Annotated in this window: 11 protein-coding genes and 1 riboswitch; of the genes, 7 read left to right on the forward strand and 4 right to left on the reverse strand. The window is 67.8% G+C overall.

Annotated elements, in window-relative coordinates; translation table 11 throughout:
- Positions 1–447: 447 nt before the first annotated feature.
- The gene (locus BM052_RS07390; protein ID WP_255406014.1) at positions 448–1,098 is read right to left on the reverse strand and encodes an SOS response-associated peptidase family protein; all 651 of its coding nucleotides are present in this window, start codon (positions 1,096–1,098) and stop codon (positions 448–450) included.
- Between the two features lie 43 nt (positions 1,099–1,141).
- Positions 1,142–1,252: riboswitch (TPP riboswitch) on the forward strand.
- A gap of 38 nt (positions 1,253–1,290) precedes the next feature.
- On the opposite strand from BM052_RS07390, the gene thiC reads away from it, so the two are divergent.
- Positions 1,291–3,180 (forward strand): phosphomethylpyrimidine synthase ThiC, encoded by a 1,890-nt coding sequence (thiC, locus tag BM052_RS07395; protein WP_091145075.1) that lies wholly within the window; start codon positions 1,291–1,293, stop codon positions 3,178–3,180.
- Between the two features lie 61 nt (positions 3,181–3,241).
- Here the strand turns inward: thiC and BM052_RS07400 are convergent, their stop codons facing one another.
- Positions 3,242–4,354, reverse strand: coding sequence for a mechanosensitive ion channel family protein (locus BM052_RS07400; RefSeq protein WP_091145078.1), 1,113 nt, complete (start codon positions 4,352–4,354; stop codon positions 3,242–3,244).
- 540 nt (positions 4,355–4,894) lie between these two features.
- Between BM052_RS07400 and ligA the strand changes: the two genes are divergently transcribed.
- Positions 4,895–7,096, forward strand: coding sequence for an NAD-dependent DNA ligase LigA (ligA, locus tag BM052_RS07405; protein WP_091145080.1), 2,202 nt, complete (start codon positions 4,895–4,897; stop codon positions 7,094–7,096).
- Between the two features lie 105 nt (positions 7,097–7,201).
- On the opposite strand, the gene hutC is transcribed toward ligA, so the two are convergent.
- Both hutC and BM052_RS07415 read right to left on the reverse strand, forming a co-directional pair.
- Entirely contained in the window at positions 7,202–7,939 is a 738-nt protein-coding gene (hutC, locus tag BM052_RS07410; protein WP_091145082.1) for a histidine utilization repressor, read from the reverse strand.
- Positions 7,939–9,327, reverse strand: coding sequence for a formimidoylglutamate deiminase (locus tag BM052_RS07415; protein WP_091145084.1), 1,389 nt, complete (start codon positions 9,325–9,327; stop codon positions 7,939–7,941). Before BM052_RS07415 ends, hutC begins: the two co-directional genes overlap by 1 nt.
- 92 nt (positions 9,328–9,419) lie before the next feature.
- Between BM052_RS07415 and hutI the strand changes: the two genes are divergently transcribed.
- The 5 genes from hutI (at position 9,420) to adh (ending at position 16,367) form a co-directional block, all read left to right on the forward strand.
- Complete coding sequence (hutI, locus tag BM052_RS07420) at positions 9,420–10,622, forward strand: imidazolonepropionase (protein WP_177198401.1); 1,203 nt, start codon at positions 9,420–9,422, stop codon at positions 10,620–10,622.
- Positions 10,619–12,151, forward strand: coding sequence for a histidine ammonia-lyase (gene hutH, locus BM052_RS07425; RefSeq protein WP_218151530.1), 1,533 nt, complete (start codon positions 10,619–10,621; stop codon positions 12,149–12,151). The genes hutI and hutH overlap by 4 nt, the downstream gene beginning before the upstream one ends.
- Positions 12,148–12,981 carry an N-formylglutamate deformylase gene (gene hutG / locus BM052_RS07430; protein WP_091145089.1) on the forward strand — a complete coding sequence of 278 codons (834 nt, stop codon included), beginning with the start codon at positions 12,148–12,150 and terminating at the stop codon, positions 12,979–12,981. The genes hutH and hutG overlap by 4 nt, the downstream gene beginning before the upstream one ends.
- Positions 12,978–14,660: a urocanate hydratase gene (hutU, locus tag BM052_RS07435; RefSeq protein WP_091145091.1), complete on the forward strand. Its 1,683-nt coding sequence runs from the start codon at positions 12,978–12,980 to the stop codon at positions 14,658–14,660. The genes hutG and hutU overlap by 4 nt, the downstream gene beginning before the upstream one ends.
- Before the next feature lie 183 nt (positions 14,661–14,843).
- Positions 14,844–16,367: an aldehyde dehydrogenase gene (adh, locus tag BM052_RS07440; protein WP_091145093.1), complete on the forward strand. Its 1,524-nt coding sequence runs from the start codon at positions 14,844–14,846 to the stop codon at positions 16,365–16,367.
- Positions 16,368–16,393: the final 26 nt, after the last annotated feature.

Consider the following 16,393-nt stretch of genomic DNA (forward strand, 5'->3'; position numbering starts at 1 on the left):
CCCCGCCGCACCGCGAACCGCAATATATTCCGACAAATCGCGTCATACGTATGGCGCAGGCACTGTGCTTCGCTACCTAAACGTACAAAGTCGAGATGAGGATTCGCGCGCTTTCGCCCGCCTGCACCACCGGGCGCGGGGCGTGGGGTAGCATGTCCGCGCAGAGGCGGCAGGCGCGGATTTCGGCCAGCAAGGCATCGAGAGCATCGGACACGCCCGCGAGATGGCCGCGCGCCGGCGTGCATGCAAGGCGCGGCGCACGAAGCGGGGTGCTGCCAGCCGACGGTAAAGCCCACGCGGCCGGCAGGCCTTGCCGCCCTTGTCGAAGCTGGTGACGAGGCCCGCGTTCACCGCCACGCTGTCCGCACCGCGCCTCCGTCGGCCTCGCGCTGATCGCGGCGCGCGCGCTGCATTTCCGATGTCTCGACAGGAGCGAATTGTCTCCGCTCAGGCTGGGCCTGGCGAAGCCCCCGCCTGGCGCATCTCCATCAGCGAGGACGAATAAGGCAGGACCAGCGCCTGCGCCCGGTCCCAGCCGCCTTGGAGCCAGAGGTCCCACGCGGCCGGATCGGGCGGCAGGATCACCGGCATCGTCTCGCGCCCCTCGGCCCTGAGCGCGGCGTTGGCCTTGCAGGCGAGGAGGGCGAAACCGGGGATTTCGCTGTCCTTCCACACCGCGGCCATCGCGAAAATTTCCTGGTCGGCGCAGGCGAACCAGAGCTGCCGGTGCTTGCCGTCGATGGGTGAGGGCCTGCCCCACTCCATGAACATGGTGGCGGGGACAAGGCAGCGGAACTCGCTGTTGCGCAAGTTGCCGATCCAGAACGGACTTTCGAGATTGCGCACGGTCAACACGCTTCGACCGGCATCGTGCGCCGATGGCGGCGGCGGCACGCCCCACAGGCGCGGGATCATCCGCGTTTCCAGCCGGCGCCCGGCTGGGCGCGGGCCGGCCACGAACTCGCGCCCGGCCGTGACGACCGGTGCGAACTGCCCGGGCGCCACGTGGCCGCCGGCCCAGGGATCGTCGCCCACGCGTGCGCCGAAGGTACGGCCCACCGCAAGGGCGGCGGCATCCAGGCGATAGAGCATCGTCATCGTCAGCCCGCCCTAGACGGCTCGCTTGCGGGCGTCTATCATCGCGCCAGCCCCGGGGAGCCAGCAAGTGGCTGAGAGGTGCGGGTATGCTCCGCACGACCCGTCGAACCTGAACCCGTTAGCACGGGCGGAGGGAGTGGATTGCCGCCCCTGGTGCATCCGCTTTCCTGTCCGCCTTGGAGAGAAGCGCGCATGGCCGACATCAACAGCAAGCTCGAAATCGGCGTCACCACCGGGCCCATCCGCGGCTCCAGGAAAGTCCACGTCGGCAGGCTGGGCGTGGCCATGCGCGAGATTTCGCTGGAACCCTCCTGCGGCGAGCCACCGGTGCGTGTCTACGATACCTCCGGGCCCTATACCGATCCGGACGTGACCATCGACATCCGTGCCGGCCTTGCCCCCAAGCGCCGCGAATGGATCGTGGCGCGCGGCGATGTCGAGGAATATGACGCGCGCGGCGTGAAGCCGGAAGACAACGGCCAGCTCGGGCCGGATCGTTCGGGCGGGGTTCCCGCCTTTCCCAAGGTGATCCGGCGCCCGTTGCGCGCGCGTGGGGGGATGAACGTCTCGCAGATGCATTACGCCCGGCGCGGGATCATCACGCCGGAGATGGAATATGTCGCCGAGCGCGAGAATCTCGGCCGCGCGATGCTTAGGGACCATGTCCGCGACGGGCAGGACTGGGGCGCGGCCATCCCCGATTACGTGACCCCCGAATTCGTGCGCGATGAAGTGGCGCGCGGCAGGGCGATCATTCCCAGCAACATCAACCACCCGGAAAGCGAACCGATGGCGATCGGCCGCAATTTCCTGGTCAAGATCAATGCCAATATCGGCAACTCGGCCGTGGCCTCCAACGTCGCCGCCGAAGTCGACAAGATGGTCTGGTCGATCCGCTGGGGCGCGGACACCGTGATGGACCTCTCCACCGGCCGCAATATCCACGATACGCGCGAATGGATCATCCGCAACGCACCCGTTCCGATCGGCACCGTGCCGATCTATCAGGCGCTGGAGAAAGTCGGCGGCATCGCCGAGGACCTGACCTGGGAAATCTTCCGCGATACCCTGATCGAGCAGGCCGAGCAGGGGGTCGACTACTTCACCATCCATGCCGGCGTGCGGCTGCCCTATATCCCCCTCACCGCCAAGCGCGTCACCGGCATCGTCAGCCGGGGCGGCTCGATCATGGCCAAGTGGTGCCTCGCCCATCATCGGGAATCGTTCCTCTACGATCACTTCGACGATATCACCGAGATCATGAAGGCTTATGACATCGCCTATTCGCTGGGCGACGGCCTGCGCCCCGGTTCGATCGCCGATGCCAACGACGAGGCCCAGTTCGCCGAACTCTATACCCTGGGCGAACTGACGAAGCGCGCCTGGGAGCAGGACGTGCAAGTGATGATCGAGGGGCCGGGCCACGTGCCGATGCACAAGATCAAGGAGAACATGGACAAGCAGCTCGCCGCATGCGGCGAGGCGCCGTTCTACACGCTCGGGCCGCTGGTCACCGATATCGCGCCCGGCTACGACCATATCACCAGCGGCATCGGCGCGGCGATGATCGGTTGGTACGGCACCGCGATGCTCTGCTACGTCACGCCCAAGGAGCACCTCGGCCTGCCCGACCGCGACGACGTGAAGGTGGGGGTGGTCACGTACAAGCTCGCCGCCCATGCTGCGGACCTCGCCAAGGGCCATCCCGCCGCCAAGGTCCGCGACGACGCGCTTTCCCGCGCCCGCTTCGAGTTCCGCTGGCGCGACCAGTTCAACCTCTCGCTCGATCCCGATACCGCCGAGCAGTACCACGACCAGACGCTTCCGGCGGAAGGCGCCAAGACCGCGCATTTCTGTTCGATGTGCGGGCCCAAGTTCTGTTCGATGAAGATTACGCAGGAAGTGCGCGACTTCGCGGCCAGGCAGAACCAGCCAAGCACGGGTTTCATCGCCGCCGAGGACACGGAGCATGCCGCGCCCGGCGACGTCGAAGCCGGCATGGCCAGGATGGCCGAAGTCTACAAGGACAAGGGCAACGAGATTTACCTGCCGGTCGAGGCAGCCGCCGATCCGGCGGAGTGATACCGGCAGCCCGTTCGATCGAGTCGTCTTCCCGGATCAGGTCCGGGAACACGCGTTCCTGTCAATGAGACTTGGTAGAATTCCCCCTACCATCGCCCGCCGGTTCGACCACCGGCGCTGGCTGGGTGCGGCGGCTTACCAGGGCTTCGGGCATTTCGCGGCGGATCCAGTCGAGCATGCCTTCGCGGATCGCGCAGCGCAGGTCGAACAGGTTGCCGGCGTCCTTGGCGGTCATCAGCAGGCGAACCTCCATCGAATCGTCGGACATGCTGGTGACTTGCACGCCCTGCGCGCGCCGGTCCCACCGGGCGTCGGCCTTGACCTGCCGGGCGAATTCCACGCGGATCGGTTCGATCCGGGCGGCGTGATCCAGGTAGAGCATGACCGTGCCGGTCAACTGCGAGGCGTTCTTGGTCCAGTTCTGGAATGTTTCCTCGAGGAAACGCGTGGTCGGCACCACGAGCCGCCGGTCGTCCCAGATCCGCACCACCACGTAAGTCGTGCGGATCTCCTCGATCCGTCCCCATTCGCCGTCGATGATGACGACGTCGTCGATCGAGATCGGCTCGGTCAGGGCCATCTGGAAGCCGCCGATCAGCGCTTTCAGCGCCGGCTGCGCCGCCGCGCCGACCGCCAGCGCGGCCAGCCCGGCGGAGGCCATCAGGGTGATGCCGATCTGCCGCACCCCGGGTATCGCGAAAAGCGCCAGCGCGATGGTGACGAAGACGATGACGAAAGTGCCGATGCGGCTGAAGATCGCCAGCCGGGTGCGCCGCCGCCGCGCATTGCGGTTGTCCTCCACGGTGATGTCGGTGCGCAGGACCATCGCCTCGACGAAGCCGTGCAGCAGTGCGAACGCGATCCAGCCCAGCAGGAAGGGCATGACGAAGCCCGCCACTTTGGCCCATCCTGCGTCGAGCGCCGGCGTTTCGCGCGCGGCATAGGCGATGCCGAGCGCGACGAAGGCATAGCGCGCGGGCCGCGCCAGCCGCTGTACCAGGATATCGTCGGTCTCGCTTTCGCTGGCCTGCGCGATCCGCCGCAGCACATGAAACAGCGCGGCATGGGCGAGGAGGGCCACCGCGATACCGACCCCAGCGGCGACCGCGGCGATGACGAGCTGCTCGCCCCAGACCGGAAGGCGTCCGGTAAATTGTTCAATCCATTCAGCCATGATGCCCTATCGTATGGCCCCGGCGCCGAGTTTCAACCGCCCGGCGCCGTTTGCCGTTCATTCGCGTTCGCAAGTGCCCGAAACCCGCGCGCGGCGTGGCTGTTCCGGATCGGCATGACTTGGCTCACAAAATCGTGCTATGGATGCATTCGCGCGGGAGACTCCGTGGCGAAGAACGGAACATCGGCCGCAAGTTCCGTCAGGCAGCCTTTTCACAGCTCTGCCGATTTTGGCCTGCCGATTTTGGAGCGTCCGCGCACCATCGCTGGTTTCGTCCGCTCCGATGTTGGGGCCGCCAGGGTTTCTCCGAACGTCGTCTCATCTCAAGCCAGCAATCCGAAGCCAGGATCGGGATCCGCTTACCTCACAGCTTGCCGAAGTGGGTGGAACCGACCGCCGCGCTTCGATGGGTTCAGGGTGGGCGGGGTGGCTCGCATTTTCGGTTCGAAGCTCTATCAGGTGCGGGACGGCGCGTTGGTGATTCCCCGGTGATTCCGACCCGGGCCGTCGGCAAGCGAAAGCGTGAAGAGGCCTGCAGGGATGCCATCCGCGAATATCTCAAGCTCGATGACCGAGGCCCAGGCGGCCAATGAACTGATGCGCCTGGCGCGGCAGATCGCGCATCACGACCGGCTCTATCACGCCGAGGACGAGCCCGAGATTTCGGACGCGGCCTATGATGCGCTGGTGCGGCGCAATGCCGAACTGGAGGCGGCGTTTCCGCATCTGGTTCGCGAGGACAGCCCCAGCCGCAAGGTCGGGCACGCGATCGCCGCCTCGCCGCTCGGCAAAGTGACGCACGAGGTTCGCATGATGAGCCTCGACAATGCCTTCAGCGACGAGGAAGTGGCCGAATTCGCGGCGCGGGTGCGGCGGTTCCTGGCGCTGCCGGAAGACGCCGAGGTGGTGATGACCGCCGAGGACAAGATCGACGGCCTGTCCTGCTCGCTGCGTTACGAGAACGGCCGCCTGGTGCGCGCCGCCACGCGCGGCGACGGGCAGGTGGGCGAGGATGTCACCGCCAATGTCGCGCATATCGCCGATATCGTGCAGGAACTGCGGGGCGATGACGTGCCCGCGATCTTCGAGGTGCGCGGCGAGGTCTATATGGAGAAGGCCGCCTTCCTCGCGCTCAACGCGGCGCTGATGGACGAGGCCCGCGCGGCCGCCGAGGCAAAGGGCGAGGCTTTCGAGGAAGGCAAGGTCCGCCAGTTCGCCAATCCGCGCAACGCCGCCGCCGGTTCGCTGCGCCAGAAGGACGCGGGCGTCACCGCGAAGCGCCCCTTGCGCTTCTGGGCGCATGGCTGGGGCGCGGCAAGCCACGTGCCGGGCGAAACGCAGCACGAGGTGATCCGCCGTATCGAATCCTGGGGCCTGCCGGTCTCGCCGCAGTTCCGCCTGTGCCGCTCGCTGGAAGAGATGCTCGCGGCCTATCGCGCGATCCGCGACGGGCGGCCCGGCCTGCCGTTCGAGATCGACGGCGTCGTCTACAAGGTGGACCGGATCGACTGGCAGCGGCGCCTCGGCTTCGTCGCGAAAGCGCCGCGCTGGGGGCTGGCGCACAAGTTTCCGGCCGAGCGTGCCGAAACCGTGCTGGAGGCGATCGATATCCAGGTGGGGCGCACCGGCAAGCTGACGCCGGTGGGGCGGTTGCGACCGGTGCTGGTGGGCGGCGTCACCGTCACCAATGTCACCCTGCACAACCGCGACGAGATCGCGCGGCTGGGCGTGCGGCTGGGCGACCGGGTGGTGCTGCAGCGGGCCGGGGACGTGATCCCGCAAGTGGTCGACAACCTCACCCGCGAGCAGGAGCGCCCCGCCTATCCATTCCCCGATCACTGTCCCGAGTGCGGCTCGGAAGCGGTCGCCGAGGAAGGCGAGGTGGACGTGCGCTGCACCGGCGGGCTGATCTGCCCGGCCCAGCGCACCGAACGGCTCAAGCACTTCGTCAGCCGCGCCGCGCTCGACATCGAGGGCCTGGGCGAGAAGACCATCGATGAATTCTTCGTCAAGGGCTGGCTGGAAAGCCCGGCCGACATCTTCCGCCTGAGGGAGCGCAAGGCGGAGATCCTCGCGCTTGAGGGATGGAAGGACAAGTCTGTTGATAACCTGTTGACGGCGGTGGAAAACAAGCGAGAGCCGGACGCGGGGCGACTGCTGTTCGGCCTGGGCATCCGCCACGTCGGCGCGGTTACGGCGCGTGATCTGATGAAAGGCGTGATCGAGATCCGGCGCTTGCCGGAAATGGCACGCGAGCTTTACGATTATCGAGAGGCCAACCCGCGCGAGGAATCCGAATCCGAAGGCAAGTTCCGGGAACGGATGACCGGCGCGATCAAGGCGATTCTCAACGTCCAGACGGATGGCATCGGCACCGCGGTGGGCTATGCGCTCGCCGATTTCTTCCACGAGGCTCACAACATGGCGGTGTGGCGCGAACTGCTGGGCGCGAAACCGGGTGATGGCCTCGTCGATCCGCCGCCCTACGTGATCGAGACCAAGGACAGCGCCGTCGCCGGCAAGACGGTGGTCTTCACCGGTAAGCTCGAGACGATGAGCCGCGACGAGGCGAAGGCCCAGGCCGAACGCCTCGGCGCCAAGGCGGCGGGATCGGTCTCGCCCAAGACCGACCTCGTGGTCGCCGGGCCCGGCGCCGGCTCGAAGCTCAAGAAGGCGGCCGAACTCGGGATCGAGGTGATCGACGAGGCGGCCTGGGCGGAAATCGTCAAGGCCGCCGGCTGAGGGCGATGCGATTTATCCCGGATTTCGGGTTGCTCGCTTCAATACCAAGTTTCCTGGGGCGAGGGGAGCACAAGTCCCGGTCGATGGAACTTGGCAATATCCGTTCTACACCGGGCCGTTCTGCACCGGGCCCTTCTGCGCCGGTCCGAACCGCGCGATCAGTTCGTAGGAGCCCGCGACATACAGCTGCCGCACGAAGGTGATGCATTGGGCCGCCTGCCAGGTGCGGCGCTCGACGCTCAGGCAGGGAGCGCCGACATTGACGTTCAGTGCCCGGGCCGCCTCGCTGCCGGCACCGGCGGCGCCGATGCGGTTTTCCGCTTCGGTCCAGGGAATGTGGCGCAGGAGCCAGGAACCCGGCGGCTCGTCCGCGAAATCCTGGGTCTCGATATCCGGCACTGCCGACAGGCTGACGAGGCGCTCTTCGTAGGCGATCGGAACCGCGTCGGCGCGGTGGACGCCGTGCGTCACCAGCACGCGGCCTTCGCAGCCGATCTTTTCGGCGATCGAGCGATGATGGCGGGTGTCGGAAATTTCGCGCTTCAGCAAGTCGAACCGATAGGCCTGGCCGCGTTTGGCCACTTCCGCGGGCAGGTCGGGCACGTCGAGCATCATGGCCACGGTACGGGGCCGGGCGACGCACGAGCCCGCGCGCTTGCGCCGTTCCAGCAAGCCCGCCGAATTGAGCGCCGACAGCGCCTTGTTCACCGTCATGCGTGAGCAGCCGTAGAGGCCCATCAGTTCCAGTTCCGAGGGAATCTTGTCTCCCGGCTTGAGCACGCCTGAAAGAATCCGCGATTCGATATCGGTTCGGATACGTTCGTGCAGCGCCGTCGAGGCCATCAAAGCAACCTTGAAATCATCCCGGCATAGCGCGCCGCGATCGCCTCGCGCGCTTGGTGCCGGCCCCTGCTAACGACCCTTCGGCCGCGCCGCCAGACGCAATCGATGCCGCCGCGCCCGGCGGCGAAGATCCAGCCGTCGAGAAGTCCGTCCTCGGTGCGGCCGATCAGGGAAGGGTGGTTCGCATCGAGGCTGACGATATCGGCGGCGCGGCCTTGGCCGATCCCCGCCGCCACGCCGAGCGCGCGGGCGCCGCCGGCCAGCGCCGCGCCGAACAGGGTCGCCCCGCTGCTCGTCCTGTTGCCCGCCCCGTTGCCCGTGTGGTCCGCGTCGGCCAGAATATTGCGCCGGCGCGCATGCAGGCGCTGGCCATATTCGAGCAGCCGCAATTCCTCGGACGGATCGATCAGGACGTTCGAATCGCTGCCGATGCCAAAGCGTCCGCCCGCTGCGAGGAAGGCCGGGGCCGGGAACAGCCCGTCGCCCAGGTTGGCTTCGGTGATCGGGCACAGGCCGGCGACCGCGCCGCTCGCCGCTAGCCGGACGCATTCCTCGGTCGTCAGGTGGGTGGCGTGGACGGCGCACCAGCGATCGTCCACATCGGCGCGGTCCAGCAGGTACTGCACCGGGCGCTGCCCGCTCCATGCCAGGCAGTCCTCCACTTCGCGCGTCTGCTCGGCGATGTGGATGTGGACCGGGCCATCCATCGCCAGTTCAAGCAGTTGCGCCAGTTCCCCGGAAGTCACCGCGCGCAGCGAATGCGGCGCCACGCCCAGCACCGTGTCCGGCAGTGCTGCCAGGACGGTCCGGCAGCCCTCGCGCAGACGGGCGAACTGGTCCAGGTCGCAGATGAAGCGACGCTGGCCCTCGCCGGGAGGCAGTCCGCCGAAGCCGGAATGGGCGTAGAACACCGGGAGCAGGGTGAGGGCGATGCCGGTCTCGGCCGCCGCCGCCGCGATCGCCGCCGCCATCTCGGCCGGGTCGGCATAAGGGCGGCCGTCGGGCGCATGGTGCAGATAGTGGAATTCGCCGACGCGGGTAAAGCCGGTCTCCAGCATTTCCATGTAGGCGAGCGCCGCGATCCCCTGCATGTCCTCCGGCCCCAGCCGGTCCAGGAAGCGGTACATCACCTCGCGCCATGTCCAGAAGCTGTCGTCGCCCGCGCCGCGACGTTCGGCCAGGCCCGCCATGCCGCGCTGGAAGGCATGGCTGTGCAGGTTCGGCAGGCCCGGCAGCGCGATCGCATGAACTTCGTCGCCGGGGGCGGGCGGCACGCCGGTCTCGATCCGCGCAACCAGCCCGCCGTGTGTTTCGATCCGCACGTGGCGCGCCCAGCCTTCGGCAAGCAGTGCGGTGCGGAAGTACAAGGGCGCGGGATCAAGGGGCATGGCGAGGTCCTTGGCGAGCGAGCGTGGCGAAATAATGTCTATACATAATTGCCGATCGGTGCAATGATGAGGCCATGACGAGCGAACGTGCCGTGCGTTGTGACACCGTATGGACCGGGGCCAGGTTGCTGACCATGGCGGCCGCGAGCGGACCGGTCGAGCATGGCGTGATCGCGGCGCGCGACGGCGCGATAATCCATGTCGGTCCGGCGGCCGATGCGCCGGGTTTCGACGCGGGCGAAGTCATTGCCTGCGAAGGGCGCTGGATTACCCCTGGCCTGATCGATTGCCACACGCACCTCGTCCATCTCGGCAACCGCGCCCGCGAGTTCGAGATGCGGCTCGATGGCGCCGGTTACGAGGAGATCGCGCGGGCCGGCGGCGGCATCGTCTCGACCATGCGCGCGACCCGTGCCGGCAGCGTGGAGGACATGGTGGCGGCGGCCTTGCCCCGGCTCGATGCACTGCTGGCGGAGGGTGTCACCACCGTCGAGATCAAGTCGGGCTACGGCCTTGAGCGGGAAGCCGAGCTGCGCATGCTGCGCGCGGCCCGCAAACTCGGCGAGATCCGGCCGGTCCGCGTGCGCACCACTTTCCTGGGCGCGCATGCGCTGCCGCCTGAATATTCGGGGCCCGGCGGTGCCGACCGCTATATCGATGCCGTCTGCAACGAAATGCTGCCTGCCATTGCCGCCGAAGGGCTGGCGGACGCGGTCGACGCGTTCTGCGAGGGGATCGGCTTTTCCCCGGCGCAAGTCGAGCGTGTCTTCCGCGCCGCGCAGGCGCACGGCCTGCCGGTCAAGCTCCATGCCGAGCAGCTTTCCAATCTTCACGGCGCGGCGCTGGCGGCGCGGCACGGCGCGCTTTCGGCCGATCATCTGGAATACCTGGACGAGGCGGGGATCGCGGCCATGGCCGGCGCCGGCACGGTGGCGACGCTCCTGCCGGGCGCCTATTATTTCTGCCGCGAAACCAGGCTGCCGCCGATTGCCGGGCTGCGCGCCGCCGGCGTGCCCATCGCGCTGGCCACCGATTGCAACCCCGGCACCAGCCCGCTTACCTCCGTGCTGCTGGCAATGAACATGGCCGCGACCCTGTTTCGCCTGACCGTAAGCGAGTGCCTGGCGGGGGTGACGCGCAACGCCGCGCGCGCTTTGGGGCTGGAGCAGGAGACCGGCACGCTGGAGGTGGGCAAGGCCTGTGACCTGGCCATCTGGAACGTCGAGCATCCCGCTGAACTGATCTATCGCATGGGGTTCAATCCACTCCATGCCCGTGTCTGGAGGGGAGAGTGACCGTGATCGTGCTGGAAGCCGGCCATGTGGGCCTTGACGCGTGGCGCGCGGTCTATCGCGGCGGTTCGTGCCGGCTCGATCCGGGCAGCGCCCCGCGCATCGCCGGGAGCGCTGCGGCGGTGGAGCGGATCATCGCGCGCGGCGCGCCGGTCTACGGCATCAACACCGGCTTCGGAAAGCTTGCCGGCGTGCGTATCGAGGACGGCCAGCTTGCGGCATTGCAGCGCAATATCGTGCTCAGCCATGCGGCGGGCACCGGCCAGCCCGCGCCCGTGCCGGTTGTGCGGCTGATGATGGCCTTGAAGCTCGCCAGCCTGGCCCAGGGTGCTTCGGGCGTGCGGCCCGAAACCGTCGCCCTGCTGGAGGCGATGCTGGCGCGCGGCCTTGCCCCGGTGGTGCCGTGCCAGGGTTCGGTGGGTGCGAGCGGCGATCTCGCTCCGCTCGCCCACATGGCCGCGGCGATGATCGGGGTGGGCGAGATCTGGCTGGAGGGCGCGCGCCTGCCGGCTGCCGAGGCGCTCGTCCGCTCGGGCCTGGCCCCGGTCGAGCTGGGCCCGAAGGAAGGCCTGGCGCTGCTGAACGGCACGCAGTTCTCCTGCGGCCTCGCGCTCGCCGGGCTGTTCGAGGCGGAGTTGGTGTTCCGCTCCGCGCTGGTGACGGGCGCGCTTTCCACCGAGGCGGCCAAGGGTTCCGATACGCCGTTCGATCCGCGCATCCATGCGCTGCGCCGCCATCGGGGGCAGATCGAAACGGCCACGACGCTGCGTGCGCTGATGGCCGGTTCCGCCATTCGCGCCAGCCATGTCGAGAACGATACGCGCATTCAGGACCCCTACTGCCTGCGCTGCCAGCCGCAGGTGATGGGGGCCGTGCTGGACCTGCTGCGACAGGCCGCCGGCACCCTGGAGACCGAGGCCAACGGGGTTTCCGACAATCCGCTGATCTTCCCCGACAGCGACGAAGCCCTGTCGGGCGGCAATTTCCATGCCGAGCCCGTTGCCTTCGCCGCCGACATGATCGCCATGGCGATCTGCGAGATCGGCTCGATCGCGGAGCGGCGGATCGCCATGCTGGTCGATCCCGCCTTGTCCGGCCTGCCCGCTTTCCTGACGCCCCGGCCGGGGCTCAACTCGGGCTTCATGATCCCGCAGGTGACGGCGGCGGCGCTGGTGAGCGAGAACAAGCAGCGCGCCTATCCCGCCAGCGTCGATTCCATCCCGACTTCCGCCAACCAGGAGGATCACGTGTCGATGGCCGCGCACGGCGCGCGCCGGCTGCTCGACATGGCGGGCAATGCGATGGCGGTCATCGGCATAGAGTTGCTCGCCGGCGCGCAGGGATGCGATTTCCACGCGCCGCTGACTTCGTCCGGGCCGCTGGACGCGGTTCGCGCCAGGCTGCGCGCGCAAGTTCCGCATCTGGAGGAGGACCGGCACTTCCATCCCGACATGGAAAAGGCCAACGCGCTCGTCCGCTCCGGAGCCATCGTCGAGGCGGCGGGATTGCCCCTGCCGGGCGTGACGGCGTGAGCTGGCTTCAGGTCACGCGCGGCGATGCGCCGCTGATCGTCGCCTTCCCGCATGCGGGCACCGATCTTGCCGGGCTGGAAGCGGGCTTCCAGTCGTCCTGGCTGGCGTGGCGCGATACCGACTGGTGGGTGGACGAGCTCTACGGCTTTGCCCATGCGCTGGGAGCGACGACGGTGCGCACCGGCATTTCGCGCAGCGTGATCGACGTGAACCGCGATCCTTCGGGCGCCTCGCTCTATCCGGGACAGGCGACGACCGGCCTGTGCCCGCTGGAGACTTTCGACGGCCAGCCGCTCCATGCGGGCGCGGGGCCTGGTCCGGCGGAGATCGCGCGGCGCCGGTCGACCTGGTTCGATCCCTATCACGCAGCACTCGCGGCCGAGCTTGCGCGGCTGCGCGCGTCGCATCCGCGAGTCGTGCTCTATGACGCCCATTCGATCCGCAGCCGTATCCCGCGCCTGTTCGAGGGCGAATTGCCGCAGTTCAACATCGGCACCAATGGCGGGGCGAGCTGTGCCGCCGCGCTGGAAACGGCGGTGGAGGCCGTCTGCGCCGCCTCCGGCCTTGGCCACGTGGTCAACGGCCGCTTCAAGGGCGGCTGGACCACCCGCCACCACGGCCGGCCCGGCGCCGGCATCCATGCCATCCAGATGGAGCTGGCGATTCGCGGCTACCTGCCCGAGCCCGAGGCGCCGGACGAAAACGGCTGGCCGCCCACTTTCGATCCGGAATTCGCCGCGCCGCTGCAAGCGATCCTCGCCCACATTCTCGACGCCTGCCTTGCTTTCGCGGAGGGCGGCCCAGCGGAACAATCCAGGGGACAGCCATGAACACGATCCGGAACCTTCGTCTCGACAACAGCCGGGTCATCCGTCCGGCCACCGGCACCACGCTTTCCGCCAGGAGCTGGCTGACCGAGGCGCCCTTGCGGATGCTGATGAACAATCTGCACCCGGACGTGGCGGAACGGCCGGAGGAACTGGTCGTCTATGGCGGCATCGGCCGCGCCGCGCGCGACTGGGCCAGCTACGACAAGATCGTCGAAGTGCTGCGGCGGCTCGAGGCGGACCAGACCTTGCTGGTGCAGTCCGGCAAGCCTGTCGGCGTGTTCCGCACCCATGCCGAGGCACCGCGCGTGCTGATCGCCAATTCGAACCTGGTGCCGAAGTGGGCGAACTGGGAGCATTTCAACGAACTCGATCGCAAGGGGCTCGCGATGTACGGCCAGATGACGGCCGGAAGCTGGATCTATATCGGCTCGCAGGGCATCGTTCAGGGGACTTACGAGACTTTCGTCGAGATGGGCCGCCAGCATTATGGCGGGGATCTGTCGGGCAAGTGGCTGTTGACGGCGGGGCTTGGGGGCATGGGCGGAGCCCAGCCGCTGGCCAGCGTCATGGCCGGGGCGAGCTGCCTGGCGATCGAATGCCAGCGCAGCCGGATCGAGATGCGCCTGCGCACCGGCTATCTCGACCACGCGGCCGAGACTCTCGATGAAGCGATGGCGATGATCGCAGAGGCCTGCGCGGCGAGGAAGGCGATCTCCGTCGGACTGCTCGGCAATGCCGCGGAGATCCTGCCGGAGATGGTGAGGCGCGGCATCCGTCCCGACCTGCTGACCGACCAGACCAGCGCGCACGATCCGGTGAACGGCTATCTGCCGCTTGGGTGGAGCCTGGCCGAATGGGCGGAACGGCGCGAACGCGAGCCCGAGGTGGTGGCCCGGGCGGCCAGGGCCAGCATGGCCGTGCACGTGCGGGCCATGCTCGATTTCCACAAGTTGGGCGTACCGACCACCGACTATGGCAACAACATCCGGCAGATGGCCTTCGACGAAGGCGTCGCCGATGCCTTCGCGTTCCCCGGCTTCGTACCGGCCTATATTCGCCCGTTGTTCTGCCGGGGCGTGGGGCCGTTCCGCTGGGCGGCGCTTTCGGGCGATCCCGAGGACATCTACCGGACCGACGCCAAGGTAAAGGAACTGATGCCGGATGACCTCAACCTGCACCGCTGGCTCGACATGGCGCGCGGGAGGATTCGCTTCCAGGGCCTGCCGGCCCGGATCTGCTGGGTCGGCCTTGGCGACCGCCACCGTCTGGGCCTGGCCTTCAACGAGATGGTTGCGAAGGGCGAACTGAAAGCGCCGGTCGTGATCGGGCGCGACCATCTCGATTCCGGGTCGGTCGCCAGCCCCAACCGCGAGACCGAGGCGATGCGGGACGGATCGGATGCGGTGTCCGACTGGCCGCTGCTCAACGCGCTGCTCAACACCGCCAGCGGCGCGACCTGGGTGTCGCTGCACCACGGCGGCGGCGTCGGCATGGGCTATTCGCAGCATGCGGGCATGGTGATCGTCGCCGATGGCACGCCCGAAGCCGCCGCGCGGCTGGGGCGGGTGCTGTGGAACGATCCCGCCACCGGCGTCATGCGCCACGCCGACGCGGGCTACGAGATCGCGATCGACTGCGCGCGCGAGAAAGGCCTGGATCTGCCCGGCATCCTGGGATGAGGCCCGGCGCAAGCCGCGTCCGGCTCCTGGCGGCGGGTGTTCCCCGTCGTTCTGTCTCAGCCCCGAGACACATCGGTCCCGCTTGCCGTCTGCCCCCCTCCCTCGCCCTGCGCGAATCGCGCATGCCATGCTCACGGAAGGTCGGGCACGGATGCCCGCTCCGACATGAGAGGATCAAGGCACATGGACCAGATGGTAGCCGAACGCGCCAGCACCCTGCGGACGCCCTTCGCCAAGAGCTATGACAACTTCATCGGCGGTCGCTGGGTGGCCCCCCGCGCGGGCCGCTATTTCGACAACGTTTCGCCGATCACCGGCAAGCCGGTCTGCCAGGTCGCGCGCTCGGACGCCGACGACATCGAACTGGCGCTCGACGCCGCGCATGCCGCCAAGGACGGCTGGGGCCGCACCGCGCCGGCCGAACGATCGGTGATCCTCAACCGGATCGCCGATCGCATGGAGCAGAACCTGGCGAAGCTGGCGCTGGCCGAGACCTGGGACAACGGCAAGCCGCTCCGCGAGACCACCGCCGCCGACATCCCGCTGGCGATCGACCACTTCCGCTACTTCGCGGGCTGCATCCGCGCGCAGGAAGGCTCGATCGGCGAGATCGACCAGGACACCATGGCCTATCACATCCATGAGCCGCTGGGCGTCGTCGGCCAGATCATCCCGTGGAACTTCCCGATCCTGATGGCCGCCTGGAAGCTCGCCCCCGCGATCGCCGCCGGCAACTGCGTGGTGCTCAAGCCGGCCGAGCAGACCCCGGCTTCGATCATGGTGCTGATGGAACTGATCGCCGACCTGCTGCCCGCCGGCGTGCTCAACGTGGTGAACGGCTTCGGCCTGGAGGCGGGCAAGCCGCTGGCCTCGTCGAAGCGCATCGCCAAGATCGCCTTCACCGGCGAGACCACCACCGGCAAGCTCATCATGCAGTACGCCAGCGAGAACCTGATCCCGGTGACGCTGGAACTGGGCGGCAAGAGCCCCAACATCTTCTTCGCCGATGTCTGCAACGAGGACGACGATTTCCTGGACAAGGCGATCGAGGGCTTCGTGATGTTCGCGCTCAACCAGGGCGAGGTCTGCACTTGCCCCAGCCGCGCGCTGATCCAGGAATCGATCTACGACCGGTTCATGGAGAAGGCCCTGAAGCGGGTTGCCGCGATCAAGCAGGGCAGCCCGCTCGACATGGAAACGATGATCGGCGCACAGGCCAGCGCCGAACAGCAGGACAAGATCCTGCGCTATCTCGACATCGGCCGCAACGAAGGCGCCGAAGTGCTGATCGGCGGCCATGCCGCGCAGATGACCGGGGACCTCGCGGGCGGCTATTACATCCAGCCCACCGTGTTCAAGGGTCACAACAAGATGCGGATCTTCCAGGAGGAGATCTTCGGGCCGGTGGTTTCCACCACCACCTTCAAGGACGCCGACGAGGCGCTGGCCATCGCCAACGATACCGCCTTCGGCCTCGGCGCCGGGGTGTGGAGCCGCGACATCAACACCTGCTACCGCTTCGGCCGCGCGATCCAGGCCGGGCGCGTGTGGACCAACTGCTATCACGCCTATCCGGCCCACGCGGCCTTCGGCGGCTACAAGCAGTCCGGCATCGGGCGCGAGACGCACAAGATGATGCTCGATCACTATCAGCAGACCAAGAACCTGCTGGTCAGCTACAGCCCGAAGAAGCTCGGTTTCTTCTAAGGGCACTTGCGTCCGGCGCGGGTATT

This window comes from Novosphingobium sp. CF614 (assembly GCF_900113255.1).
Classification (GTDB): Bacteria; Pseudomonadota; Alphaproteobacteria; order Sphingomonadales; family Sphingomonadaceae; genus Novosphingobium.

Coding starts and splice junctions, on each gene's coding strand:
- BM052_RS07415 (WP_091145084.1), bottom strand. CDS start 9,327: ATGCCCCTTGATCCCGCGCCCTTGTACTTCCGCACCGCACTGCTTGCC.
- hutC (WP_091145082.1), bottom strand. CDS start 7,939: ATGGCCTCGACGGCGCTGCACGAACGTATCCGAACCGATATCGAATCG.
- thiC (WP_091145075.1), top strand. CDS start 1,291: ATGGCCGACATCAACAGCAAGCTCGAAATCGGCGTCACCACCGGGCCC.
- adh (WP_091145093.1), top strand. CDS start 14,844: ATGGACCAGATGGTAGCCGAACGCGCCAGCACCCTGCGGACGCCCTTC.
- BM052_RS07390 (WP_255406014.1), bottom strand. CDS start 1,098: ATGACGATGCTCTATCGCCTGGATGCCGCCGCCCTTGCGGTGGGCCGT.
- BM052_RS07400 (WP_091145078.1), bottom strand. CDS start 4,354: ATGGCTGAATGGATTGAACAATTTACCGGACGCCTTCCGGTCTGGGGC.
- hutU (WP_091145091.1), top strand. CDS start 12,978: ATGAACACGATCCGGAACCTTCGTCTCGACAACAGCCGGGTCATCCGT.
- ligA (WP_091145080.1), top strand. CDS start 4,895: ATGCCATCCGCGAATATCTCAAGCTCGATGACCGAGGCCCAGGCGGCC.